The sequence below is a fragment of the Kitasatospora sp. NPDC058406 genome (assembly GCF_042722765.1).
In the GTDB taxonomy this organism is placed as follows: domain Bacteria; phylum Actinomycetota; class Actinomycetes; order Streptomycetales; family Streptomycetaceae; genus Kitasatospora.
Genome location: NZ_JBHXKE010000148.1, coordinates 1 through 23,186 on the forward strand (window position 1 = coordinate 1; position 23,186 = coordinate 23,186).

20 protein-coding genes are annotated in these 23,186 nt (G+C 75.2%); 14 read left to right on the forward strand and 6 right to left on the reverse strand.

Going from position 1 to position 23,186, the window contains the following annotated elements; genetic code table 11:
• Positions 1-47 precede the first annotated feature (47 nt).
• The 4 genes from ACFWOG_RS26030 to ACFWOG_RS26045 all read right to left on the reverse strand — a co-directional run bounded on the left by ACFWOG_RS26030 (position 48) and on the right by ACFWOG_RS26045 (position 4,440).
• A complete protein-coding gene (locus ACFWOG_RS26030) occupies positions 48-1,397 on the reverse strand; it encodes a PLP-dependent aminotransferase family protein (protein ID WP_380361185.1) in 1,350 nt (449 codons plus the stop codon).
• Positions 1,394-2,335 carry an alpha/beta hydrolase gene (locus ACFWOG_RS26035; RefSeq protein WP_329951849.1) on the reverse strand — a complete coding sequence of 314 codons (942 nt, stop codon included), beginning with the start codon at positions 2,333-2,335 and terminating at the stop codon, positions 1,394-1,396. Before ACFWOG_RS26035 ends, ACFWOG_RS26030 begins: the two co-directional genes overlap by 4 nt.
• Positions 2,336-2,364: 29 nt before the next feature.
• Positions 2,365-3,138 carry a class I SAM-dependent methyltransferase gene (locus ACFWOG_RS26040; RefSeq protein WP_380361186.1) on the reverse strand — a complete coding sequence of 258 codons (774 nt, stop codon included), beginning with the start codon at positions 3,136-3,138 and terminating at the stop codon, positions 2,365-2,367.
• 207 nt (positions 3,139-3,345) lie between these two features.
• Positions 3,346-4,440: an alpha-hydroxy acid oxidase gene (locus ACFWOG_RS26045; RefSeq protein WP_380361187.1), complete on the reverse strand. Its 1,095-nt coding sequence runs from the start codon at positions 4,438-4,440 to the stop codon at positions 3,346-3,348.
• Between the two features lie 188 nt (positions 4,441-4,628).
• On the opposite strand from ACFWOG_RS26045, the gene ACFWOG_RS26050 reads away from it, so the two are divergent.
• The 11 genes from ACFWOG_RS26050 (at position 4,629) to ACFWOG_RS26100 (ending at position 15,659) form a co-directional block, all read left to right on the forward strand.
• Complete coding sequence (locus ACFWOG_RS26050) at positions 4,629-6,053, forward strand: fatty acid--CoA ligase family protein (protein WP_329951851.1); 1,425 nt, start codon at positions 4,629-4,631, stop codon at positions 6,051-6,053.
• Between the two features lie 264 nt (positions 6,054-6,317).
• The gene (locus tag ACFWOG_RS26055) at positions 6,318-6,605 is read left to right on the forward strand and encodes an acyl carrier protein (protein WP_329881233.1); all 288 of its coding nucleotides are present in this window, start codon (positions 6,318-6,320) and stop codon (positions 6,603-6,605) included.
• Positions 6,602-6,892, forward strand: a complete 291-nt coding sequence (locus ACFWOG_RS26060; RefSeq protein ID WP_329881235.1) for an acyl carrier protein — start codon at positions 6,602-6,604, stop codon at positions 6,890-6,892. Before ACFWOG_RS26055 ends, ACFWOG_RS26060 begins: the two co-directional genes overlap by 4 nt.
• Positions 6,889-8,010 carry a beta-ketoacyl synthase N-terminal-like domain-containing protein gene (locus tag ACFWOG_RS26065; protein ID WP_329881237.1) on the forward strand — a complete coding sequence of 374 codons (1,122 nt, stop codon included), beginning with the start codon at positions 6,889-6,891 and terminating at the stop codon, positions 8,008-8,010. Before ACFWOG_RS26060 ends, ACFWOG_RS26065 begins: the two co-directional genes overlap by 4 nt.
• The gene (locus ACFWOG_RS26070) at positions 8,007-8,522 is read left to right on the forward strand and encodes a hypothetical protein (protein WP_329881239.1); all 516 of its coding nucleotides are present in this window, start codon (positions 8,007-8,009) and stop codon (positions 8,520-8,522) included. Before ACFWOG_RS26065 ends, ACFWOG_RS26070 begins: the two co-directional genes overlap by 4 nt.
• 164 nt (positions 8,523-8,686) lie before the next feature.
• A complete protein-coding gene (locus ACFWOG_RS26075) occupies positions 8,687-10,324 on the forward strand; it encodes a class I adenylate-forming enzyme family protein (protein ID WP_355407704.1) in 1,638 nt (545 codons plus the stop codon).
• Positions 10,321-11,598 carry a beta-ketoacyl-[acyl-carrier-protein] synthase family protein gene (locus tag ACFWOG_RS26080; protein ID WP_329881243.1) on the forward strand — a complete coding sequence of 426 codons (1,278 nt, stop codon included), beginning with the start codon at positions 10,321-10,323 and terminating at the stop codon, positions 11,596-11,598. The genes ACFWOG_RS26075 and ACFWOG_RS26080 overlap by 4 nt, the downstream gene beginning before the upstream one ends.
• Positions 11,599-11,747: 149 nt before the next feature.
• Positions 11,748-12,758, forward strand: a complete 1,011-nt coding sequence (hppD, locus tag ACFWOG_RS26085) for a 4-hydroxyphenylpyruvate dioxygenase (protein WP_380361188.1) — start codon at positions 11,748-11,750, stop codon at positions 12,756-12,758.
• A gap of 44 nt (positions 12,759-12,802) precedes the next feature.
• Entirely contained in the window at positions 12,803-13,717 is a 915-nt protein-coding gene (locus ACFWOG_RS26090) for a phytanoyl-CoA dioxygenase family protein (RefSeq protein ID WP_329881247.1), read from the forward strand.
• On the forward strand, positions 13,714-14,700 hold the full coding sequence (locus tag ACFWOG_RS26095) for a thiamine pyrophosphate-dependent dehydrogenase E1 component subunit alpha (RefSeq protein WP_380361189.1): 987 nt from the start codon (positions 13,714-13,716) through the stop codon (positions 14,698-14,700). Before ACFWOG_RS26090 ends, ACFWOG_RS26095 begins: the two co-directional genes overlap by 4 nt.
• A complete protein-coding gene (locus tag ACFWOG_RS26100; protein ID WP_329881251.1) occupies positions 14,697-15,659 on the forward strand; it encodes a transketolase C-terminal domain-containing protein in 963 nt (320 codons plus the stop codon). The genes ACFWOG_RS26095 and ACFWOG_RS26100 overlap by 4 nt, the downstream gene beginning before the upstream one ends.
• Before the next feature lie 72 nt (positions 15,660-15,731).
• On the opposite strand, the gene ACFWOG_RS26105 is transcribed toward ACFWOG_RS26100, so the two are convergent.
• Entirely contained in the window at positions 15,732-17,081 is a 1,350-nt protein-coding gene (locus tag ACFWOG_RS26105; RefSeq protein ID WP_380361190.1) for an acyltransferase, read from the reverse strand.
• Between the two features lie 241 nt (positions 17,082-17,322).
• Here ACFWOG_RS26105 and ACFWOG_RS26110 point away from each other — a divergent pair, with 241 nt between their 5' ends.
• From ACFWOG_RS26110 to ACFWOG_RS26120, 3 genes are all read left to right on the forward strand, one after another.
• Entirely contained in the window at positions 17,323-19,686 is a 2,364-nt protein-coding gene (locus ACFWOG_RS26110; RefSeq protein WP_329881253.1) for an FHA domain-containing protein, read from the forward strand.
• A gap of 96 nt (positions 19,687-19,782) precedes the next feature.
• A complete protein-coding gene (locus ACFWOG_RS26115) occupies positions 19,783-20,385 on the forward strand; it encodes a hypothetical protein (RefSeq protein WP_329951857.1) in 603 nt (200 codons plus the stop codon).
• A 422-nt stretch (positions 20,386-20,807) separates the two neighbouring features.
• On the forward strand, positions 20,808-21,824 hold the full coding sequence (locus tag ACFWOG_RS26120) for a serine/threonine-protein kinase (protein ID WP_380361192.1): 1,017 nt from the start codon (positions 20,808-20,810) through the stop codon (positions 21,822-21,824).
• A gap of 72 nt (positions 21,825-21,896) precedes the next feature.
• On the opposite strand, the gene ACFWOG_RS26125 is transcribed toward ACFWOG_RS26120, so the two are convergent.
• Positions 21,897-23,186: streptophobe family protein (locus tag ACFWOG_RS26125; protein WP_380361191.1), on the reverse strand; the 1,290-nt coding region annotated here is incomplete at its 5' end.

Here is a 23,186-nt window from a genome sequence, read left to right on the forward strand (position 1 = left end):
GGCGCCCCCCCCTCCCGGGGGCTCCCCCGCCGTTCTGCGGTCCGGGGCTACCGCCCGTCCGCGTCCGCCCCGCTCCGCCCGGCCTCGGCCCGGACGAACCCGGCCAGCTTGGCCACGCCGTCCTCGATCTGGCCGGCCGTCACCGAGGAGATCGAGAGCCGCAGGCGGCGCTCTCCCCCGCCTGCCGGGTAGAACGGCGCCATCGGCGTCCAGAGCACGCCGTGGTCCCGGGCGCAGCGCTCCATCGCCGCGTCGTCCGCCGCGAAGGGCACCTCCAGGACGGCGAAGAAGCCGCCCTCCGGAACGTTCCAGGACAGGCCCAGGCGGGCCCGCTCGGCCGCCGGGAAGTGCCGGTCCAGCTCGGCCAGCAGGGTGGCCATGCCGGCCGCGTAGTGGGCCGTGGCGGGGGCGTTGGCGGCCCGGAGCCGGCAGTCGTGGGTCAGCAGCATGCCGCCGATCACGGCCTGGCTGAGCGCCGGCGTGTTGACCGTCGTCATGCTCTTCAGCTTGGCCAGCTGGTCGGCGAGCAGGGTGCGCCGCCCGTCCGGGCCGGTCACCTCCTGGTCGGCGACCACGTAGCCGAGCCGGGCGCCGGGGAAGCAGGTCTTGGCGAAGGAGCCCAGGTAGACGACCTGCCGGTGGCGGTCGAGGGCCTTGAGCGTGGGCCGCTCGCCCGGCTCGCGGGCGAAGAAGCCGTACGGGTTGTCCTCGATGATCAGCAGCCCCTCCTCCGCCGCCGTCTCCAGCAGCCGGGTCCGGGCCGCGACGGGCATCGAGGTGCCGGAGGGGTTGGCGAAGTCGGGGACGACGTACAGGGCGCGCGGGCGCCGGCCGTCGGCCCGGACGGCCCGGGCGGCGGCACGGACGGCCTCCGGGTCGGGGCCGCCGTCCGCACCCTCCGGGACCGGGACGGTGGTCAGGTCGAGCAGCCTCGCCGCGCCGGTGACCCCGACGTAGCAGGGCGAGCTGACCAGCACGACGTCGTCCGGGCCCGCGCAGAGCGCACGCAGCGTCAGCAGCATGCCCTCCTGGGCGCCGACGGTCAGCACCAGCGCCTCGGGCGGGACGGCGAGGCCCTCGTCGTTGGCGAGGGTGCGGGCCACCAGGTCGGCGATGACGCCCTTGGTCGGGCCGTACTGGAAGAGCACGGTGCGGATCGCGTCCCGACCCAGTCCGCGCGCGGCCAGGTGGTCGAGGAACGCCTCCAGGTAGGCGGTGACGTCCTCCGGCTCGAAGAAGCCCTCGTAGGGGCGGCCGGGGGCGAAGGAGACGGCGCCGGGGTAGCGGGTGGTGACCTCGTTCAGGAAGGTCATCGCGTCCAGCAGCGGGTCGGAGAGCGAACCGTGCAGGTCGCCGAGGTCCAGGGACACGGTCTGCGGGGCCGTCGGCGCGGTCACCGGAGGGCCTCGCGCAGCCGCGCGGCGGCGTACGCCTGCGCCTCGGCGGCGGCGTCCAGGGTGCCCGTCATCGCGAAGAAGCCGTGCGGGACGCCGTCGAAGCGGCGGGTCTCGGCCGGGACCCCGGCCGCCCGCAGGGCCTCGGCGTACTGCTCGCCCTCGTCGCGCAGCGGGTCGTACTCGGCGGTGATGACGGTGGCGGGGGGCAGGCCCGCCAGGCTCGGGGCGCGCAGCGGGGACGCGTGCGGGTGGTCGCCGTCGGTCGGGCCGGCCAGGTAGTGGCCCCGGTACCAGGCGACCGACCGGCGGTTGAACAGCGCCGGGTCGTCGTACTCGCGCAGCGAGGCGGTGTCGGCGCGCTGGTCGGTGTTGGGGTAGACGAGCAGCTGGTGGCGGATCGCCGGGCCGTCCTCGTCACGGGCGATCAGGGTGAGCGCGGCGGCCAGGTTGCCGCCGGCGCTGTCGCCGCCGACGGCGAGCCGGTCCGGGTCGATGCCGAGGGTGTCGGCCTGCTCCGCCAGCCACCGGGCGGCGGCGCGGCTGTCGTGGACGGCGGCGGGGAACGGGTGCTCGGGGGCGAGGCGGTAGCCGACCGAGGCCGTGACGCAGCCGACCGCGTTGGTCAGGGCGCGGCAGATGGCGTCGCTGGTGTCGGGCGAGCCGAGCGTCCAGCCGCCGCCGAACAGGTAGAGCAGGACGGGGAGGCGGCGGCCGGGCGCCGGGCGGGCGGGCCGGTAGAGCCGGAGCGCGAGCTCGCCGCCGGGGCCGGGGATGCGGTGCTCCTCGACGGCGGAGACCGGTTCGGGGGTGCCGGCGGCGGCGCGGATGTCGGCGAGGTCGGCGGCGCGGGCCTCGGCCAGGGTGAGGGTGTAGAGCGGCGGCGTGCCGGAGCTCGCGCGGCGGTCGCGCAGCGCCTGGGCCTGGGGGTGCAGTGGCATCGGGTGTCCCGGGGGTCTGGCGTCGGGTCTCAGCGGTCGGCCTCGACGTAGACGGTCTCGTCGGTGCGGAAGGCGGTGTCGAGGTCGGCGACGTCGGCCCGCGCGCCCTCGCGGTAGGCGCAGGGGCGGATCTGCCCGGGCTCGAACCCGGCCCGGGTGAGGACGTGCCGCAGCTCGTCGAGGTCGTAGATCCACTGGTGGCCGTAGTGGCGGAAGATCTGGTTGACCAGGAAGGCGGGGCGCGCCGGCATCGGCGGGCCGAAGCCGAGGGTGGTGAGGCGGCGGCGGTGCTTGGCCAGGAAGCCGTCGTCGGTGGCGTAGCCGACCAGGTAGCGGGCCAGGTCGGGGGTGGTGATCCGCAGGACGCCGCCGGGGCGCAGGACGCGCCGGGCCTCGCGCAGCCAGCCGACCGCGACCGGCATGGTGACGTGCTCGATCAGGTGCTCGGCGTAGACCCAGTCGACGCTGGCGTCGGCGAAGGGCAGCGGCTTGGAGATGTCGAGCTGGGTGAACCAGCGGTCGCCGTCGACCCGGTAGAGGGTACCGGGTTCGGTGCCGGTCGCGGGGCTGCGCAGCGCGGTGAGGTCGGTGCCGAGGCCGCCCGGGTGGGCGGTGCGGAAGGCCGCGAACTCGATGCCGGTCAGGCCGAGGTCGGTGAAGTCCCGGTGGTCGAACGGGAGCCCGCCGGCGGCCGGTTCGAGCGTGCGGCAGGTGGCGACGTCGGCGCTGAACCGGTCGAGCTGGTCCTCCAGGCCGTCCGGGTCGTCCCAGTCCCAGCCGGGAAAGGCATTCTGTCTGCTCATGGTGTCGGTCTTTCCGTCGTTCTCGTCTGGTGCTGGGCGGTGTGTCAAAAAGGGCCCGGCGGCTGCCCGATGGTGCCTCCGCCGGGTACCGGACGGCCCTGCCGTCCGGTCCTTCCGGCTGCCCGATGGTGCCGTCGTCGCGACGCCTCCGGGGGCCGCCGGGTGCGCCGCGGCGCGGCGTCGCGGCGGGATCAGGTGCCGACGGGATCAGCCGGTGGGCCAGGGGGCGAGGGCGGTGCGGTCCAGGTCGGCGAGGGCGGGGCGGCCCAGCAGGGCCATGGTGTGCTCCAGTTCGTCGCGGAGCAGGTCGAGGACCCGGGTGACGCCGTCCTCGCCGCCGGTGGCCAGGCCCCAGAACGCCGGACGCCCGACCAGGACGGCGCGGGCGCCGAGGGCGAGGGCGACGGCGATGTCGGCGCCGCCGCGCACGCCGCCGTCGAGCACGGCGGGGATGTGCGGCGGGAGGGCGTCGACCACCTCGGGGAGGGCGGCGAGCGCGGGCAGTGCGCCGTCCAGTTGACGGCCGCCGTGGTTGGAGACCACGACGGCGTCGACGCCGTGCTCGGCGGCGAGCCGGGCGTCCTCGGCGGTGAGGACGCCCTTGAGGACCAGCGGCAGCCGGGTGCGTTCGCGCAGCCAGGCCAGGTCGGACCAGGTCAGGGCGGGGTCGAACTGCTCGCGGGCGTGGTCGGCGATGCCCGAACTGCCTTCGGTCGCGCGGTGGGTGGAGGCCATCAGGGCGGGGTCGAGATTGACCGCGCGGATCTCCGGCGGGACGGCGAAGCCGTTGCGCAGGTCGCGCAGCCGGCGGCCGATCCGGGGGGCGTCGACGGTGAGCATCAGGGCGGTGAAACCGGCCGCCTCGGCGCGTTCGACCAGGGAGGCCAGCGCGTCCCGGCGGCGCAGCCAGTACAGCTGGAGCCAGAGTGGACCGGTCGCGGCGGCGGCGATCTCCTCCAGGGTACTGCTGGCGAAGATGCCCGCGACCAGCAGGGCCCCCGCCCGGCCGGCCGCCCTGGCGGTCGCGGTCTCGCCGTCCGGATGGACCAGGCGGTGGTAGGCCATCGGGGCAATTCCGAGCGGCAGTCCGAGCGGTGAGCCGAGCAACTTGACGGCGGTCGAGCAGTCGGAGACGTCGACCAGTGTGCGCGGGCGGAACGCGTAGCGTCCGAACATTTCGCGGTTGGCCGCCAGGGTGCGCTCCGCACCGCTGCCGCCCTCGATGAAGTCCCAGATTTCTGGGGAGAGTTGCTCGCGCGCTGCGCGTTCGATCCCGGCCAGCGTGAGTGGTGCCACGGCCATCCTCGTTCCCGGACGGCCGCGCTCGGACCAGTCCACGGGTCGGCAGCGTAGGAGGTCTGGACCTGATTGGTATAGACCTTGATTTGACCAAACGTCTGTGCAATGGTCTGGCAACGGAATTGACCGTATTGCTCGTGATTACCTACACACGGCGTTCATGACAAATCTCCTCACTGTGTGGAGTGGCGTTGACCCGCATTTCCCCTTCTTCACCGCCGCCTTCTTCACCCCCGCACGCCGATGCCCCCGACGACTGGGTCGAACGGGTGCTGTTGGCCGGTCCCGGGGGTGAGGAGTGCCTCCGCTTCGGCACACCCGTCGACCGCGACGCCCTGCGCGCGCTGGTCGCCGAGCAGGCCGAACGGCTCACCGCCGCCGGCCTCGGCCCGGGCGGCACCGCCGCGCTGCGCCTGCCGCCCTCACTGGGCTTCGTCGTCGCGCTCCTCGCCTGCTGGCGCCTGCGGGCCCAGGTGGCCCTGCTGGACCACCGGCTGACCGACCACGAGATCGAGGGCGCGGTCGAACGGCTGGCCCCGCAGGTCCTGGTGGGCTCCGCCCAGCGACCCTCGGCCGCCGCGCTGCGCGGCTACTCCGTGGTCGACCCGGTGGCCGTCCGGCTGCCCGCCGGCCGGCCGGCCCGGACCGGGCACGCCCTGATCCAGCTCAGCTCCGGCTCCACCGGCCCGGCCAAGATCATCGCCCGGACCGCGGGCGACCTGATCCGCGAGCTCGACTGCTACCGGCGGCTGGCCGACTTCCCCGGCGAGGGTGAGCGGGTCGTCCTGCTGTCCTCGGTGGTGCACGTGCTCGGGCTGGTCGGCGGACTGCTCAACAGCCTGCACGCGCACGCCCCGCTGACCGTCCCGGACCGGATGACGGCGGCGGGTATCCTCGCCACCGTCGCCGACGACGACCGCCCCACCACGGTGATCGGCGTCCCGTTCCACGCCGAGCTGCTGGCCGGCGCCGCCGGACCGCCGGCGCTGCCCCAGCTCCGGCGGATGGTCGTGGCCGGCGAACTGGTCCGCCCGGGCCTGCCCGCCGCGTTCACCGCGCGGTACGGCGTCCCGCTCGGCACGATGTACGGCATGACCGAACTCGGGGTGATCGCCACCGATCTGGACGGCACCCTGAACCCGGCCAAGCAGCCCGTCGAGGGCATGGAACTGCGTCTCGTCAACGGCGAGTTGCAGCTCCGCACGGCCGCCTCGCCGTACCCCGGACTGGACGATCCGACCCGCTGGGCCGACGGCTGGCTGCACACCCGCGACGCCGCCGTGGTCGACGGGACCACCGGTCTGGTCACCGTGCTCGGCCGCCGGGACTCGCAGGTCTCGATCGGCGGACTCAAGGTCGACCTCACCGAGGTCGAGCAGACCCTCGCCGCACTGCCGCAGGTCCGGGAGGCCGTCGTGGTCTTCGACGGGGGCGCCATCGAGGCCTACCTCGCCACGGAGGACGGCGCCGACCAGGCGCTCGTCCAGGACGGACTCGCCCGTCAGCTCGCCGCCTACAAGCGGCCGCGCCGGCTGGCCTTCCTCCCGCAACTCCCCCGGACCGCCACCGGAAAGCTGCTGCGCGACCCGACCGCCCTGCGCGCCGCCGCCGGCTGAACCCCGGCCAAGGACCCTCCCGACACCGCCCACCGCACCACCGCGCACCACCCCGCTGCACCGCACCACTTCGGAACCACGCACCACCGCACCACCGCACCGCCGAACCGCCCCTGCGGGACCCGGCCGGCTCCCCGACAGGCAGACGCCCCGACAGGCGGACGCCGCCACCCGTCGGACCCGGTCCGACCACCCGGACCGGCCGTGTTCACATCCCCGACAACCCCGCGCGCGCCGCACGCGCCCGGGCACAAGGAGCACACCATGCAGGACCGCATCCGCGAGTTCGTCCTCGCCGCCCTGGCCGAGATGCAGTACGACGTCTCCGAGGTCACCGGTGACACCGACCTCGGCCCGGCCGGGCTGGACCTCGAGTCGCTCGCCCTCGCCGACCTCTCGGTCCAGGTCGAGGACGAGTACGGGGTCAAGTTCGACCTCGACGAGATGGAGACCACCGCGCTGATGACGCTCGACCAGTTCACCGGCGACGTCGCCGCCCGGATCGCCGCCGCCGACAACGCCGCCACCGCCACCGCGGGCAGCCCGGCGTGACCGACCTCGCCGGACCCGACCGCGCCGAGGTCCTGGAGATGCTGGCGGCGTTCGGGCAGCGCGCCGTCGAGAGCGTCCCCGAAGAACTGGGTTCCCTCGAACTCACCTGGCTGATAGCCGAGTTCGAGCAGCGCTACGGCATCGAGCCGGATCTCGACGACGAGCGGTTCGAAGCCGTCCGGACGGTGGACGACGCCGTCGAGGTGTTCCGCGCGGCCGTCCTCGCGGCCGCGGGCGGTGCCGCGGACGCCGGAGCCACCACGACCGTCGGAGCCCTACGGACATGATCCGCCACGCCCAGCCCGCCGTCCGGCCCGTGGTGACCGGCCTCGGCGTGCTCAGTGCGGCCGGCACCGGGCCGGCCGCACTCGCCGAGGCCACCGCCCACGGCAAGGCCGCCTTCGCCGCCGTCACCCGGTTCGACGTCTCCGCACGCCGCACCACCCGAGCCGCGCTGCTGCCCGAGCCGCGCCCGCTCGCCGACGCGGTGCTCGCCGCCGCCGACCAGGCCTGCCACCAGGCGGGCCTGCCACCGGCGCCCGGCGACGGCGGCCTGCCCGTGCTGCTCGCCCTCCACAGCGACCTGCGCACCCGGGCCGCCGTCGCGGACGTCGCCGCCGGGACGGCCGCCGCCTGGGGCGCCCGCGGAGTCACCCGCACCTACACCGGCGCCTGCGTCGCGGCCGGCACCGCCGTGGCGGACGCCGCCGCGCTGGTCGCCGGCGGCCGGCACCCCCGGGTCCTGGTCGTGGCCGGACACCTGGTCGAGCCCGGCGTGTTCGCGGCCTTCGACGCCGGCCGCGCCCTGGCCCGGGACGGCGAGCTGCGCCCGTTCAGCGCCGGCCGGACCGGCACCCTGCTCGGCGACGCGGCGGCAGCCGTCGTCATCGAGGCCGAACCGGAGGCCGAACGGCGCGGCGCACCCGTGCTGGCCCGGCTGGCCGGCTGGGGCCGGACCGGCGACGCCCACCACGTCTGCCGCCCCGAACCCGAGGGCGAGGGCGCGGCCCGGGCCATCGAGGCGGCGCTCGCCCGGGCCGGGGTCGCCCCGGCCGAGATCGGCTACGTCAACGCCAACGGCACCGGCTCCCCGCTGGCCGACCGGGCCGAGGCGAGCGCGCTGCGCCGGGTGTTCGGCGAGCACGCCGCCCGGCTGCCGGTCAGTTCCAGCAAGGCCGTCCACGGACACGCGCTGGAAGCCTCGGCCCTGCTCGAACTCGTCGTCACCATCAGCGCGTTGAACGAGGGTCTGCTGCCGGTCAACGCCGGCTGGCTGGGCCCCGACCCGGACATCGGACTGGATCTCGTGCTGGACGGACCGCGCACCGCCCGGGCGCGCTACGCGCTCACCCTCAACTCCGCCTTCGGCGGCGCCAACACCGCACTCCTGGTGGCCGCCCGATGACCGCGCTGCGCATCCTCGCCGAGGCCGTCTGGCCCGACCCGGAGGCCGGGACGCCCGAGCAGCTCCCGCCGTTGCCCGGCTTCTCCGCCTCCTCGTTCAACCCGCTGGTCGCCGAGACGGCCGACCGCTGCCTGCGCGCCCGCCACGGCGCGGCCCCGGCCCCCGGCCGGACCGCGCTGCTGCTGGCCAGCACCGGCGGCGACCGGGCCACCGCCCGCGCGATCGACGAGGCCGCCGCCTCCGAGCGGCGGATGCCCCCGTTGCTCTTCTTCCAGTCCAACCCGAACGCCGTCCTCGGCCACATCGCCGCCCGTTGGGGCCTGACCGGCCCGGTGGTGGCGATCAGCCCGGAGGAGAGCCCACCCGGCCGGGTGCCGCAGGACGCGCTCGACCTGGCCGAACTGCTCCTCGCGGACGGCGACGCCGAGCAGGTGCTCGTCATCGCCGCCGAACAGGCCGACGGCCCCGGCGAGAGCGACCGGGCGGTGGCACTGCTGGTCACCGGCGTCTGAGCCAGACCCCCGCACCACCGACCCCGACCACGTCCCCCGACCGCGTCCACCGACCCCCCGCACGTCTGCGCTCCACCGGCGCGAACGGTCCCCCACCCGCCGCGTCCCGCCGCAGCACGCCCAGCACCTTCAGCACGCCCAGCACCTCGGGAGGGATCCACCCCGTGAGCATCCGCAGTATTCGCACCCTTCTGGCGGACGATCCGGCCGTCGGCGCCGGCAATGTCCTCACCAGCCGGCTCGCCCTCGGCCTCGGCCTCGACGAGCCGCTGCTGACCTTCGACACCGCCGTGGACGACCACGCCGCCTGGCAGCCCTTCACCGTGGCCGAGCTGGACCGCGCGGTCCGCGCCAGGGCCGCGACCCTGCACGCGCTCGGCGTCGGCCGGCGCGACCCGGTGGTGGTGTACGCGAGCGACGCCGCCGACCACGTGCTCTCCTTCCTCGCGCTGGCGCGCCTCGGCGCCATCCCCGCGCTGCTCAACCCCAACCTGCCCGGCGAGCGGGCCGCCCGCTACATCGCCAAGCTGGGCCCGGTCGGCATCCTCGCCGACGCCCCGCACCTCGACGCCCTGGCCGGTCACGACCCGGGCGCGCCCGCGTTCCCGGAGATCTCCACCCTCGGGAGCGGCGACCCGGAGGCCGCCCCGGCGCCGTACCGGCACTGGGCCGGTGACCCGGTCGCGATCACCCACTCCTCCGGCACCACCGGCATGCCCAAGGCCGTGGTCCACTCGCACGCGAGCCTGTACGCGGCGATCCGCCACCGTGCCCGGCTGCCCCGCCCGCAGGGCCAGGAGCGGATGCTCAGCGCACTGCCCGCCCCGCACGCCGCCACGCTGATCGCCGTCAACCTCGCGCTCGCCTCGCACACCCAGCTCGCCGTGCTCTCCAGCCAGTCCGGCGCCGGGGTGCTGGACGCGATCGAGAGCTGGCGGCCCAGCGGTGTCGTCGGCTTCGCCGCGACCTGGGCCGACCTCGCCCACCACGACCTGGCCGCACGGGAGCTGGACTCGGTCGCGCTCTGGTGGAACACCGGCGACTGCGCCCACGAGGTGCACATCCGCCGCCTGGTCGCCGCCGGCAGCCGCGAGTCCGTCACCCGCGAGGGCCGGGTCCGGCTGCCCGGCTCGCTGTTCGTGGACGGCCTCGGCTCCACCGAGATGGGCCACTCGCACTTCTTCATCACCCACGGCCCCGGCACCGAGCGGTACGGCCGCTGCGTCGGCCGGCCGCACGCCTTCGTCGACTGCGAGCTGGTCGGCCCGGACGGCGAGCCGCTCGGCCCGGGCGAGGTCGGCGAACTCGCCACCACCTCACCGACCCTGGCACTCGGCTACTGGAACGACTCCGCCACCACCTTCCGCACCCGGCTGCGCGGCCGGTTCCTCACCGGCGACCTGATGTACCGGGACGAGGAGGGCTACTACTACCACGTCGACCGGGCCGTCGACTCGGTCGAACTCGGCGACGGCAAGCGGCTGTTCACCGCGATGTCGGAGGAGCGGGTGCTGGCCGCCTGCCCCGACGTGCTGGACTGCACCGTGGTCGCGGTCCGCGACGGCGGGCAGGTCGTCACCGACGTCCTGCTGATCCTGGCCGCCGACGCCGACCCGACCGCCGACCGGACCAAGGCCGTCACCGCCGCCCTGGACGAGGCCGCCGCGGCCACCGTCCGCCAGGTCGTGGTGGTGGCCGGCGACGCCATCCCGCTCGGGCCGACCGGCAAGGTCCGCAAGGTGCTGCTGCGGCAGCGCTACCTCGACTCGGTGGCCGCCCCCGCCGCGGCGGACGCCCGATGAGCGCCGGCGCCGCCCGCACCGGCGGCCGCCCGGGCGCCGTGGTCACCGGCATCGGCCTGGTCACCCCGGTCGGCCGCAAGCCCGCCGAGGTCTTCGACGCGCTCATCGCCGGCCGCTCCGGAATCCGCGCGCTGCCCGAGGGCCACTCCGCGCACGGCTGGCTCAGCGCCGCCGGCGTCGCCCCGGCCGTCGACGGCCGCGAGGTGCTGCCGCCCACCGAGACCCGCTGCGTGGACCGGTTCGTGCTGCTCGCCCTCGCCGCCGCCGACGACGCGCTCGCCGACGCCGGCCTGGTGGTCGGCCAGGACTCCGACCCGCACCGCACCGCCGTGGTGCTGGCCACCGGCGGCGGCGGGCTGGAGACCTTCGAGCAGCAGTCGCACCGCCGCCTCGACCGCGGCCGACCCGGCGTCAGCCCGTACCTGCTGCCCGGCATGCTCTCCAACATGGCCACCGCCCGGATCGCCATCAAGCACGGGATCCGGGGCTTCAGTTCGGCCATCGTCACGGCGTGCGCGGCCGGCGCCCAGGCCGTCGCCGAGGGGCTGCGGCTGATCCGGGCCGGCGACGCGGACGTGGTGGTGTGCGGCGGCAGCGAGTCCTCGCTGCACCCGACGATCGCCGCCGCGTTCACCAACGCCCGTGCACTGGCCTCCGGTTGGGACGATCCCGGGCAGGCCAGCCGGCCGTTCGACGTCCGCCGCAACGGCTTCGTGCTCGGCGAGGGCAGTGCGGTCCTGGTGCTGGAGAGCGCCGAGCACGCGAACGCCCGCGGCGCGGCCGGCTACGCCGACCTCACCGGGTGGGGAGCCTCCACCGACGCCCACCACCCGACCATGCCGCGCCCGGACGGCTCCGGCGCCGCCGACGCGATGCGTGCCGCGATCGCCAACGCGGGCCTGGCGCCGTCCGACATCGGCTACGTCAACGCCCACGGCACCGGCACCAAGCTGGGCGACGTCGCCGAGACCGCCGCGCTGCGCGCCGTCTTCGGCGACCAGGGCCCGGCGGTCAGCTCGACCAAGGGCTCCACCGGCCATCTGCTGGGCGCCGCAGGCGCGTTGGAGGCAGCGGTCACCGCACTCGCGGTGGCCCGGGGGACGCTGCCACCGACCGTCAACCTCACCGAGCCGGACCCGGCCTGCGCACTGGACCACGTCCGGGGCTCGGCCCGTACCGTCCCGCTCGGCGCCGCGCTGAGCAACGCCTTCGCCTTCGGCGGGCACAACCTCAGCCTGGTCTTCGAGCCCGCCTCCACCCGGTCCGCCAGGTAGGGCCGCTCCGGCGGTTCCCGTCGCACCGACGCCCGGCGTCCAGCGCGCGGCGGGAACCGCCGGGCCCGCCCTGGCGCGGCAGCGTCGCCGCGCCGCCCGACCCGCGCCGGACCACTCGCCAACTCGCCACCCCCCGGGGGGAGATCCCGATGTCCATCCAGTCCATCACCCACGTCGAGTATCACTGCGCCGACGCCGACGCCATGGCGGCCGGCTACTGCGCCGACTACGGCTTCACCAGCATCCCGCCCGAGCCCGGCCACCTCGCGACGGCCGAGTCCCAGGGCGCCCGCACCCTCCTGCTGCGCCAGGGCGGCATCCGCTTCCTGCTGCGCTCCGCCACCGACCCGGCCCACCCGGTGGCCCGGTACGTGGACCGCCACGGCGAGGGCGTCGCGGCCCTCGCGCTCGGCTGCACCGACCCGCAGGCCGCCCTGGAGCGCGCCGAGCGCCACGGCGCCCGCGTGCTGGACCGGGCCGGCGGCCTGGTGGCCGGCTTCGGCGACACCTCCCTGCGGTTCGTGACCGAGCAGCCCGCGGCGGACCACGACGAGCCCGCCGGCCGACTGCTGGACGCCCTCGACCACGCCGCGATCTGCGTTCCGGCCGGCGAGCTGGCCCCCGCGGTGCGGTTCTGCGAGGCGGCCCTCGGCATGCACCGGATCTTCGGCGAGTACATCGAGGTCGGCGAGCAGGCCATGGACTCCAGCGTGGTGCAGAGCGTCTCCGGCGAGGTGACCTTCACCCTGATCGAGCCCGACACCAGCCGCCGCCCCGGCCAGATCGACACCTTCCTGGCCGACCACCAGGGCGCCGGCGTCCAGCACCTGGCCTTCCGCACCGGCGACATCGCCACCGCCGTGCGCACCGTCCGGGACCGCGGCGTCGAGTTCCTCACCACCCCCGGCACCTACTACGACGCGCTCGCCGAGCGGCTCGGCGGCACCGCCATCCCGGTCGACATCCTGCGCGAGCTCGACATCCTGGTCGACCAGGACCACGGCGGCCAGCTGTTCCAGCTCTTCGCCCGCTCCACCCACCCGCGCCGCACGTTCTTCCTCGAACTGATCGAGCGCCAGGGCGCAGGCACCTTCGGCACCGCCAACATCAAGGCCCTGTACGAGGCCGTCGAACGGCAGCGCGCCGCCGCCTCCGTCTGAGTTCGTACGAGCAGCCGCCACGAGAGAAAGAGGAGGCCCCACCCGTGACCACCGCACCCGAGTTCCACCTCACCGAGGCCGAACGCGCTCTGCTGCCCACCCCCGAGGAGGTGGCCGGCTACCTGGAGCACGGCTGGTACCTGTCCCGCCGGCTGTTCAGCGACGAGGAGCTGGACACCCTGCAGGCCGCCACCGAGAAGTACTACGAGGGCCACCGCGACCGCGAGCTGCCCGTCCGCCCGCCGAAGCTCGCGTCCTGGGAGCCCTCGCATGGGCCGATCCAGCGGCACAACGACTACGTGCACTTCGAGAGCGAGGCGATCGGCGCGATCCTGCGCAAGCCGCTGCTCGGTGCCGTCGCCGCGCTGCTCGCCGAGGCCGAGGAGATCCGGGTGTTCCAGGCCACCCTGATCTACAAGCCCCCGGTGCCGGGCGAGCCGAGCAACCAGGTGCCGTGGCACTTCGACAAGCACTACTGGCAGACGTCGAGCTCCGACCGGATGCTCACCGCCTTCCTGCCGTTCCACGAGTGCGGCGAGGAGAACGGCACCATCACCATGGTCGACGGCAGCCACCGCTGGCAGGAGCTGCCCTCCGGCGAGGACTCCACCCGGCACTTCGCCGACCGCGACCGCTCCGAGCTGGACGCCATCCTCGACGCCAACGCCGCGCACAACGGGCAGCAGGTGCGGAAGGTCCCGATGCACATCCCGCGCGGGCACGTCAGCTTCCACCACTGCCGCACCTACCACGGCAGCGGCCCCAACCTGGCGTCGTTCCCGCGCCGGGCCGTCTCGCTGCACCTCCAGGACGGCGCCAACGAGTACCGCGGCGCCACCCGGCCGGACGGCGGCACCGTGGTCTACAACCACGACGTGGTGGTCCGCCGCACCCCCGACGGCCGGCCCGACTACGCCGACCCGGACATCTGCCCGACGGTCTGGCGGGGAGACCTGTGACGGGGACCGCCGCCCTCGACACACCCGAGCAGCGGTACCGGATGCTGCGGCTGATCCGCTCCTTCGAGGAGCAGGCGCTCGCCCTGGTCAAGTCCGGCGTCATCACCGGCGGCATCCACCCGTACATCGGACAGGAGGCCGTCGCGGTCGGCGTCTGCGCCGCACTGGCGCCCGGCGACCGGCTCACCTCCACCCACCGCGGCCACGGTCACGTGCTGGCCCGGGGCGTCGACCCGGCCCGGCTGCTGGCCGAACTGGCCGGCCGGGTGGACGGGTTGAACCGGGGCCGGGGCGGCTCGATGCACGCCGCCGACCTGCGGCTCGGCATCCTCGGCGCCAACGGCATCGTCGGCGCCGGCGCCCCGATCGCGGTCGGCGCGGCCTGGGCCGCACGGCAGGCCGGCGAGCCCACGGTGGCGGTCGCCTTCTTCGGCGACGGCGCGCTCAACCAGGGCGTGCTGCTGGAGTCGTTCAACCTGGCCGCGATGTGGCGCCTGCCGGTGCTCTTCGTCTGCGAGAACAACGGCTACGCCACCACCCTGCCCGCCGAGACGGCCGTGGCCGGCAGCGCGCTCGGCCGCGCCGCCGCCTTCGGCATCCAGGCCGCCGCGGTCGACGGCATGGACACCGAGGCGGTCCGGACCGCCGCCGAACAGGCGGTCGCCCGGGCCCGGGAGGGCGGCGGACCGGCGTTCCTGGAGTGCCGCACCTACCGGTTCGAGGGTCACCACACCATGGAGCGCCGGATGAAACTGAACTACCGGTCCGCCGAGGAGGTGGACGCCTGGCGCGAGCAGGACCCGCTCCCCCGGGCCGCCGCCGCGATCGGCGCCGACCGGGCGGCCGAACTCGACGCCGAGGTGACCGCCGAGCTGGCGGCGGCCGAGCGGTTCGCGCTCGACTCGCCGCACCCGGACCCGGCCGGCGCGGCCGACCACCTGTACGCCTCCGGGCTGCGTCCCCGGGCGGGGGCGGTGACATGACCCGGCTCTCCTACACCAAGGCACTCAACCGGGCGCTGGCCGACGAGCTGGCCGAGGACCCGGCGGTCTGCGTGTTCGGCGAGGACATCGGCGCCGGCATGGCCGGGCCGACCCTCGGGCTGCTGGACCGGTTCGGGCCGGAGCGGATCGTCGACACCCCGCTCTCCGAGCAGGCCTTCACCGCGATGGCCGTCGGGGCGGCACTGGCCGGGCGGCGGCCGGTGCTGGAGTTCCAGATCCCCTCGCTGCTGTTCCTGGTCTTCGAGCAACTCGTCAACCAGGCCCACAAGTTCTCGCTGATGACCGGCGGCCAGGCGAGTGTCCCGCTGACCTGCCTGGTCCCCGGCTCCGGCTCCCGGGACGGCTGGGCGGGGCAGCACTCCGACCACCCGTACAGCCTGTTCGCGCACGCCGGGGTCAAGACGGTCGTGCCGGCCACCCCGACCGACGCCTACGGGCTGCTGCGTTCGGCGGTCCGCGACCCGGACCCGGTCGTGGTCTTCGCCCCCGCCGCCGCCCTGCCGGTCCGGGAGACGGTCACCTGGGAGCTGGCACCGATCCCGCTCGGCACCGCCCGGGTGCACCGGCCCGGTACGGACGTCACCCTGGTCGCCGTCGGCCACCTGGTGCACGACGCGCTGGCGGTCGCCGAGGAGCTGGCCGACGAGATCTCGGTCGAGGTCCTCGACCCGCGCACGCTGTACCCCTTCGACTGGCCCGCACTCGGCGAGTCGCTGGAGCGCACCGGGCGGCTGGTCGTGATCGACGACTCCAACCGCAGCTGCGGCATCGGCGCGGAGGTCCTGGCCACCGCCGCCGAGGAGTTCCGGCTCATCGCGCCACCGCGACGGGTCACCCGTCCGGACGGCACCGTGATGCCGTTCGCACCCGCCCTCGACCGGGCCCTCCAGCCCGGCCGGGAGCAGCTGCGGCACGCGCTGCGGGCCGTCATGAAGTAGGCGTCCGGGCGACCCGGACACGGTCGGGCAGGATGCGGAGCGGGGGCGGCCACGGTGGCCGCCCCCGCTTCGTCACACCACCTTGGGTACCGCCCCGAGCAGCGCCGGCAGCTCGTCCGCCGGGTCGCGGAAGCGGTGCAGCGCGGCCCGGCCGGCGTCTCCGCGCAGCTTCGCGGCCAGCCGGGCCGGAAGCACCACGGTGGTCAGCAGGCCGGTCCCGTGGAACCCTTCGACGCTCCAGGAGACCCACGGCAGCGGATAGTTGGCGGTCGGACTGAAGAACACCGGCCGCTGCCCCTGGAAGCTCACCTCGTGCAGCCCGAAGCGGCTCCAGTTGGAGAAGCTGAACCGGCGGTGCTCCGGGTCGAAGCCGAGCGGGACGCACTCCTGCAGCCGGGGGCGCCCCAGCTCCTCCAGGAAGCGCAGGTTGGACCGCAGGTTGAGGTGCTGGTCGGCGTAGCCCAGCACGGCCGAGCGCAGCGCCCCGGCGAGCACCGCCGGGCCGTCCGCGGGGGCGTACGGCAGGTGGATGTCGCCGAGCAGGTTGCCGAGCAGGGAGTCCGGCAGGCCGAGCGGCCGGCGCACGTTCACCGGGACGGTCAGCGTGCGCGTCTCGGTGTCGCCGTCCAACTGCCGCACGGTGTGCACCACCTGGGCGCAGACGGCGTCGCCGCCCGAGACCCGCAGGCCGGCCGCGGCGCTGAACTCCTCGCGCATCCGGGCGATCTCGGCGTCGCCGAAGTACAGCTGGATGGTGCGGTTGGCGCGCGGCCCGGCCGCCACCTCGCGGGCCAGCAGTGCGCTCTCCTCCGGGCCGGGCAGCCGGAACCCGGGGCTTCCGCAGTCCTCGGCGGGCAGGACCTTGTCGAGCAACGCGTCCTGGTCCTCGACCAGTTCGGCGACGGGCAGCTCCTCGCCCTCGACCGCCGCCGACCAGGCACGCAGCAGCAGCGCGAAGCTCTGCAGGTCGCCGATCGCGTGATGCCAGGAGCAGCCGAGCACGGTGCCGCCGTCGGCGGTCCGGGTGACCCGGACGGTCAGCAGCGGCCCCTTGCCGGTGCGGGCCGCCGGGGCGTCGACCGGGTCGGCCAGATCGGCGCCGGGCAGGGTCACCCGCCCCATCGCCTCGGCGAGCGTGCCGTCGACGCGGTAACTCTCCAGGGGGACACCCGAGTCGTCGCAGACCGCCGTCAACACCCCGTCGACGGTGTGGAGTCGGCCCGCGAACACGGGGATCCGGGCCAGCGCGCGGGCCAGTCCGGCGGCGAGCCGGTCCTCGTCCAGCGCGCGTTCGAAGAAGAACACCACGGAGACCGAGAGGTCGGCGAGCATGGTGTCGACCAGCCCGCAGCGCAGCACCGTCCCCGGGGCCGAACCGGCCCTGACCAGCCGGGTTTCGCTCAACTGTGGCCAGACACTCATGGGTCCATCCCTGGGCTCGCGGGGACAGCCGTGCGGACCACCCGGACGACCGTGCAGATCACTCCCCGAACGATAGGGCAGCGCACCGGTGTTGATCCAGTGGTCCAGTCCAATTCGTGAGAGGCCCGCCCTGCCGGCCGCAGGCCCGGGGGCTGCGGCCGGTCCTGCGGGCAGCTCGCGGCAGGTCCTCGGCCGGGCCGTGACCAGGCCGAGGACGGCGCCCGGGACTAGACTCCGAACCATGGGAGAGCGCCCAGGCGCGCCCTCGGCGCCGCCCCTGGTACTCGTCACCGGCACGGACTCGCGACTGCTCGACCCGCGCCGGGCGTATCACGTCGGCCGCGACCCGACGAGCGAGATCGTCCTCGACGACCCCCGGGTCTCGTGGCACCACGCCGTGCTGAGCGTCGCCGCCGGCCACTGGCGGCTGGAGGACGTCGGCAGCACCAACGGCACCTACACCGACCACCACCGGATCCGGTCCGAGGACGTCGGCCCCGGCACCCGCCTGCGGTTCGGCAACGCCGCCGACGGCCCGTCCGCCACCTTCGCGGGCCTGCCCGAACCCGCGGCCGGCGAGCGCCCCTCGCTCGTCGCCCCGCAGGCCTCCGGCACCTTCCGCCGGCCGAGCGCCGTCCTGCGGCTGCCCGACCGCAGCGTGCGGATCGGCCGGGCCACCGACAACGACCTCGTGCTCGACGACCTCGTGGTCTCCCGGCACCACGCCGAGCTGCGCACCCTGCCCGGCGGCGGCCACGAGATCGTCGACCTCGGCAGCCACAACGGCACCTACCTCAACGGCCAGCCCGTCCAGCGGGCACCGGTCGGCCCGACCGACATCGTCGGCATCGGCCACTCCGCGCTCTGCCTCGCCGGCGACGAGCTGGTCGAGTACACCGACACCGGCGAGATCTCGCTCAACGTGCAGAACCTCGTGGTCCGGGTCGGCGCCGACCGGCGGGTCCTGCTGGACGACGTCTCCTTCCCGCTCGCCGAGAAGGCCCTGCTCGCGGTGGCCGGCCCCAGCGGCGCCGGCAAGTCCACCCTGCTCAACGCCCTCACCGGGCTGCGCCCCGCCGACGAGGGCACCGTCCTGTACGACGGCCGCGACCTCTACCGCGACTACGCGGAACTGCGCCGCCGGATCGGCCTGGTGCCGCAGGACGACATCCTGCACACCCAGCTGACCGTCCGCCGCGCCCTCTCCTACGCCGCCGAACTGCGCTTCCCCGGCGACACCGCGAAGGAGGAACGGGAGGCCCGGGTCTCCGAGGTGATCCACGAGCTCGGCCTGGACAGCCGGGCCGACCTGGTCATCTCCAGCCTCTCCGGCGGCCAGCGCAAGCGCGTCAGCGTCGCCCTCGAACTGCTCACCAAACCCTCGCTGCTCTTCCTCGACGAGCCCACCTCCGGCCTGGACCCGGGCATGGAACGCTCCGTGATGCAGATGCTGCGCGGCCTTGCCGACGACGGACGCACGGTCGTCGTGGTCACCCACAGCGTCCTCAGCCTGGCCGTCTGCGACCGGCTGCTGGTGCTCGCCCCCGGGGGGCGGACCGCCTACTACGGCCCGCCCGACGAGGCGCTCGACTTCTTCGGGTTCACCGAGTGGCCGGAGGCCTTCGAGGCGTTCGAGAACGAGGACCACGCGGCCTGGCAGCGCCGGTTCCGCGAGTCCCCGCTCTACCGGCGCTACGTCTCCGCGGAGGCGCTGCCCCCCGCCCGGCCCGTACCGCAGGAGCCGTCGGGCGGACAGCCCGGACCGGAGCCCCCGCAGGGCTGGTTCTCCCAGCTGGGGACGCTGATCCGCCGCTACACGTCGGTGCTCGCCGCCGACCGGCTGTTCCTGACCGTCATGATCGCCCTGCCGTTCCTGATCGGCGTGATGTGCCGGGCGATGGCCGGCACCCGGCTCTCCCCGGACAACGCGCTCAACTGCCTGCTCACGCTCTGCATCGGCGGTCTGCTCACGGGCTCCGCCAACGCGGTGCGCGAGATCGTCAAGGAACGGCCCATCTACCAGCGGGAGCGGGTGGTCGGGCTGTCCCGCTCCGCCTACCTGGTCTCCAAGGTGGTGGTGCTGGGCACGATCACGGTGGGGCAGGCCGCCGTCCTCACCGTGGTCGGCCTGGCCGGGGTCGACCTCACCCCGACCCTGCCCAACGGCGTCCAGGTCGAGACCGGGGTCCTGCTGCCACCGCTGGTCGAGCTGATCATCGCGGTCGCCCTGCTCTCCTTCTCCGCCATGATGCTCGGCCTGCTGGTCTCGGCGACGGTCCGCAAGGAGGAGGCCACCATGCCGTTGCTGGTGCTGCTCTCCGTGGTGCAGATCGTCTTCAGCGGCGCCATGCTGAAGCTGTACGCGGTACCCGGTCTGGAGCAGTTCGCCTGGCTGGTGCCCTCCCGCTGGGGTCTGTCCGCGATGGCCCGGACCGTCGACCTGCACGCCGTCTTCCCGACCACGATCACGGCCGACCCGCTGTTCCGGCACGACCGGACCGGATGGCTGTTCGCGCTGGTCATGCTGGTGGCGCTGGCGGCGGCGCTGTCCGTCGCCGTGCTCGCCCTGCTGCGCAGGCAGGAGCCGACGATCATGCGGAAGTAGCGGAAGGAGCGGACGGAGGCGACGGGCGGAGGAACCGGGAAGCAAGGGAAAGCGGCGGAAACAGCCGGGAGACGGACGAGAGACGGACGAGAGCCCATGGACGAGTTCGCGTTCCGCCCCACCCATGTCGCCCCGCCGGACGGCCTGGCCAGCTGGGTCACCCCCGACCCGGCGCAGCCGACCGCCCGGCTCGATCCGCTGCTGCCGGTCCGGCTGATCGCCCGCGAGGGCGACTGGGCACAGGTCCTCTGCTCCAACGGCTGGACCACCTGGGTGGACGGCCGGCTGCTGGTCTCCCTCCCCGGTGTGCCCCCCGGTGCGACCGGCCCGCCCGCCCGCACCGCCGACCCGCGCCCCGCGCTCGCCGAGGTGGAGGGCCGGCTGGCCCGCTACCGCTCGATGCTGGAGGACCTCGCGGCGGGCAGCGCCGACCTGGGGACCTTCCAGGACCGGGCCCGCGGCCTGCGGATCGGCCTGGTCATCGACGGCGAGGCGCTCTGGGTGTACGACCCGGCGCACGACCGCTGGTGCTACTGCGACGGCCTCCAGCTCCAGACGTACACCGCCACCGACCGTCCGCATCCGGCGGCCCCGGCGACGCCCTCGACCCCGGTCCCGCCGATCCCGCCGGTCGCTCCGGTCTCCCCGGCCTCCCCGGACGACGGGACGTACGAACCCACCCGGGCGGTGGAGCTGTGATCCCGCCGGCCGGCCGGCCCGGGCCCACGCCGGACGAGCCGGCACCGGACGAGCCCGGGCCCGTGGCCCGACCCGCGCCCGAGCGCGAACCCGACCGCGGGCCCCTCACCACGCCGAACGTGCCACCGCCCGACGACCCGCCCCCCGCGCCTCCCCCCGCACCCGTGCCGTCCGCGACACCCACGGCCAGGCCCGCACCGACGGTCGAGCCCGCCGCACCGGACGCACCTCCCACACCGGCCCCGCCCCCGCCCCCGACCGCCGTCGGTGGCGACCCCGGTCGCGGCGGCGGCCCCGGTGACGGCCCCGGCAGCACCGGCGGCCCTGCCCCCCGACGCGTCCGCGCCGAGCGGCCCGACCTCCTCGACGACCTCGACGACGACTTCGGGGACGACTTCGGCCCGCCCAGCCTGCCGGCCGGCATGGTCGGGCGCCGGGTCGCCGGCTACCGGCTGGAGTCGGAGATCGGCCACGGCGGCATGGCCGTCGTGTACCGCGCGAAGGACCTGCGGCTCGGCCGCACCGTCGCGGTCAAGCTGCTCGCCCCCGAGCTGGCCCGCAACGAGGTGTTCCGGCAGCGGTTCATCCACGAGTCCCGGGTCGCCGCCGCGATCGACCACCCGCACATCATCCCGGTGTTCGAGGCGGGCGAGGCCGACGGCATCCTGTTCATCGCGATGCGCTACGTCGAGGGCGGCGACCTGCGCGGTCTGATCAAGCGGGGCGGGCCGTTCCCCGTCGACCGGGCGGCCGGGCTGGCCCTGCAGATCGCCTCCGCGCTGGACGCCGCGCACGACCACGAACTGGTCCACCGCGACGTCAAGCCGGGCAACGTGCTGGTCGCCGCCGGCACGGACAGCGAGCACCCCGAGCACCTCTACCTGGCCGACTTCGGCCTCACCAAGAAGTCGCTCTCGCTGAGCGGGCTGACCGGCGTCGGCCAGATCGTCGGCACCCTCGACTACGCCGCGCCCGAACAGATCTCCGGCCGGCCGCTCGACGGCCGCTGCGACCAGTACGGCCTCGGCTGCGTGGTCTTCGAGATGCTCGCCGGGGTGCCGCCGTTCCGGCGCGAGAGCGACCTCGCCCTCCTCTGGGCCCACCTCAACGACCCGCCGCCGACCCTGCGCGACCACCGTCCCGACCTGCCGGCCGCGGTGGACGAGGTGGTGTCCCGGTCGCTCGCCAAGTCCCCCGGGGAGCGGTACGCCGGCTGCCTGCAGTTCGTGGCCGAGCTGCGCGCCGCAGCCACCGTCCTGCCGGGGGCGGGGCCGCCCGCGAGCCAGTGGGCGGCGGCCGGACCGCCGACCCAGGTGATCCCGACCCACCGGACGGACGCGTACGGGGGCACCGCGTACGGCGGCCCGCACGCGGGTGCCGCTCCCGGCGTCCCGGAGCCGCCCGCCTGGGCCGACCCGGTGGTCCGTCCGCCGCGCTGATCCGCACGCCGGGGTGACCCGTCCCGCCCCGGCGCTCCCGACGGTTCCCGCCCCGGCGCTGCGCTACAGCCGTTACCGCTGCTCGCCGGGCGCCTGCCCCCGGCGCTTCAGCCGGGCCGCCACGAGGCCGCCGAGCCAGCCGGCGACCAGCCCCCACCCGGCGGCCAGCGGCACCGCCGTCCACAGGACGGGGCTGAGCACGACCGTCCCCCCGGTCAGGGCGGCCGCCGGGCCGACCGGATCACCGACCTCCGGGCCCAGGACAGAACTCAGCAGGTCGCCGAGGCCGCCCTCACCGAGGCCGACGCCCAGCACGGAGAGCCCGTAGTCGGCCGAGACGCGCGTCCAGACGCCGACCAGCAGCACGGTGACGGCCGCCGCCGCGGCCAGCCGGACGGCGTGCTGCCAGAGCCGGACCCCGCGCGGCGAGCGGTAGGCGGCCAGCAGACCGGCCGCGAACATCAGGACCCCCGCGAGCGGGAGCAGCCACCACGCCCGCGCGTCCTGCTCGGCGAGCGTGCCGAGGCTCACCGTGCCGTCCTGCCCCTCGGGGGTGCGCAGCACGGCGGCCAGCGGCTTGGGCACCGGCAGGCCGAGCGCTCCGCTCAGGTGGCCGTTCCACTCGGCTCCGAGGCCGACGCCGAAGGCGATCCAGACCAGGTTGGGCAGGGCGAGCAGCACGACGGCGGCGATCTCCCGGGGGCTGCCGTTCACGACCGCCGTCCCGACCGCGGCCACCAGGCCGAGCGCCACGTAGCCGAACAGCACCGCCAGCATCGCGAACGCGGCCGGCCGGACGGCCTGTTGGAACGGGACGAGGGCGCGCGGCAGCGGGGCGCGGCGGGACACCGCGAAGGTGATCGCGAGCACGACGAGGAGCCAGAGCAGCCCGAGGCCGAGCGTGGAACCGGGGTCGGCGTGGAAGCCGACCTCGGGCGACAGTCCGAGGGCGCCGCCGAGCTCCTCGACGAGGTCGTTGCCGAGCGGGACGGCGAAGGTGTGCCGGGCCCCCAGGGTGAGCAGGACCAGCGCCACCAGCCAGACCACCGCCGTCCGGGCGGCCCGGCCGACCAGTTCGCCGCCGCCCGCCACGGCCCGGAAACGGAGCTGGCGCAGGAACACCTCGGCCACGGCCAGTGCGCCGACCAGGCCGACCGAGAGCGGCATGGCGGTGATCCCGGCGTCCACCGAGGCGAAGAACCCGGCGCCGCCCTCCAGTTCGACCGATCCGCCGACCGCCAGCACGAGCGCGGCGGCCACCACGTACGGGAAGCCGCCGCCGGGCAGGGCGTCGGCACCGGCCGCCCAGAGACCGAGCGCGGCGACCGCCGCCATCGCGGCGACCCCCGCGGCGACCACCGC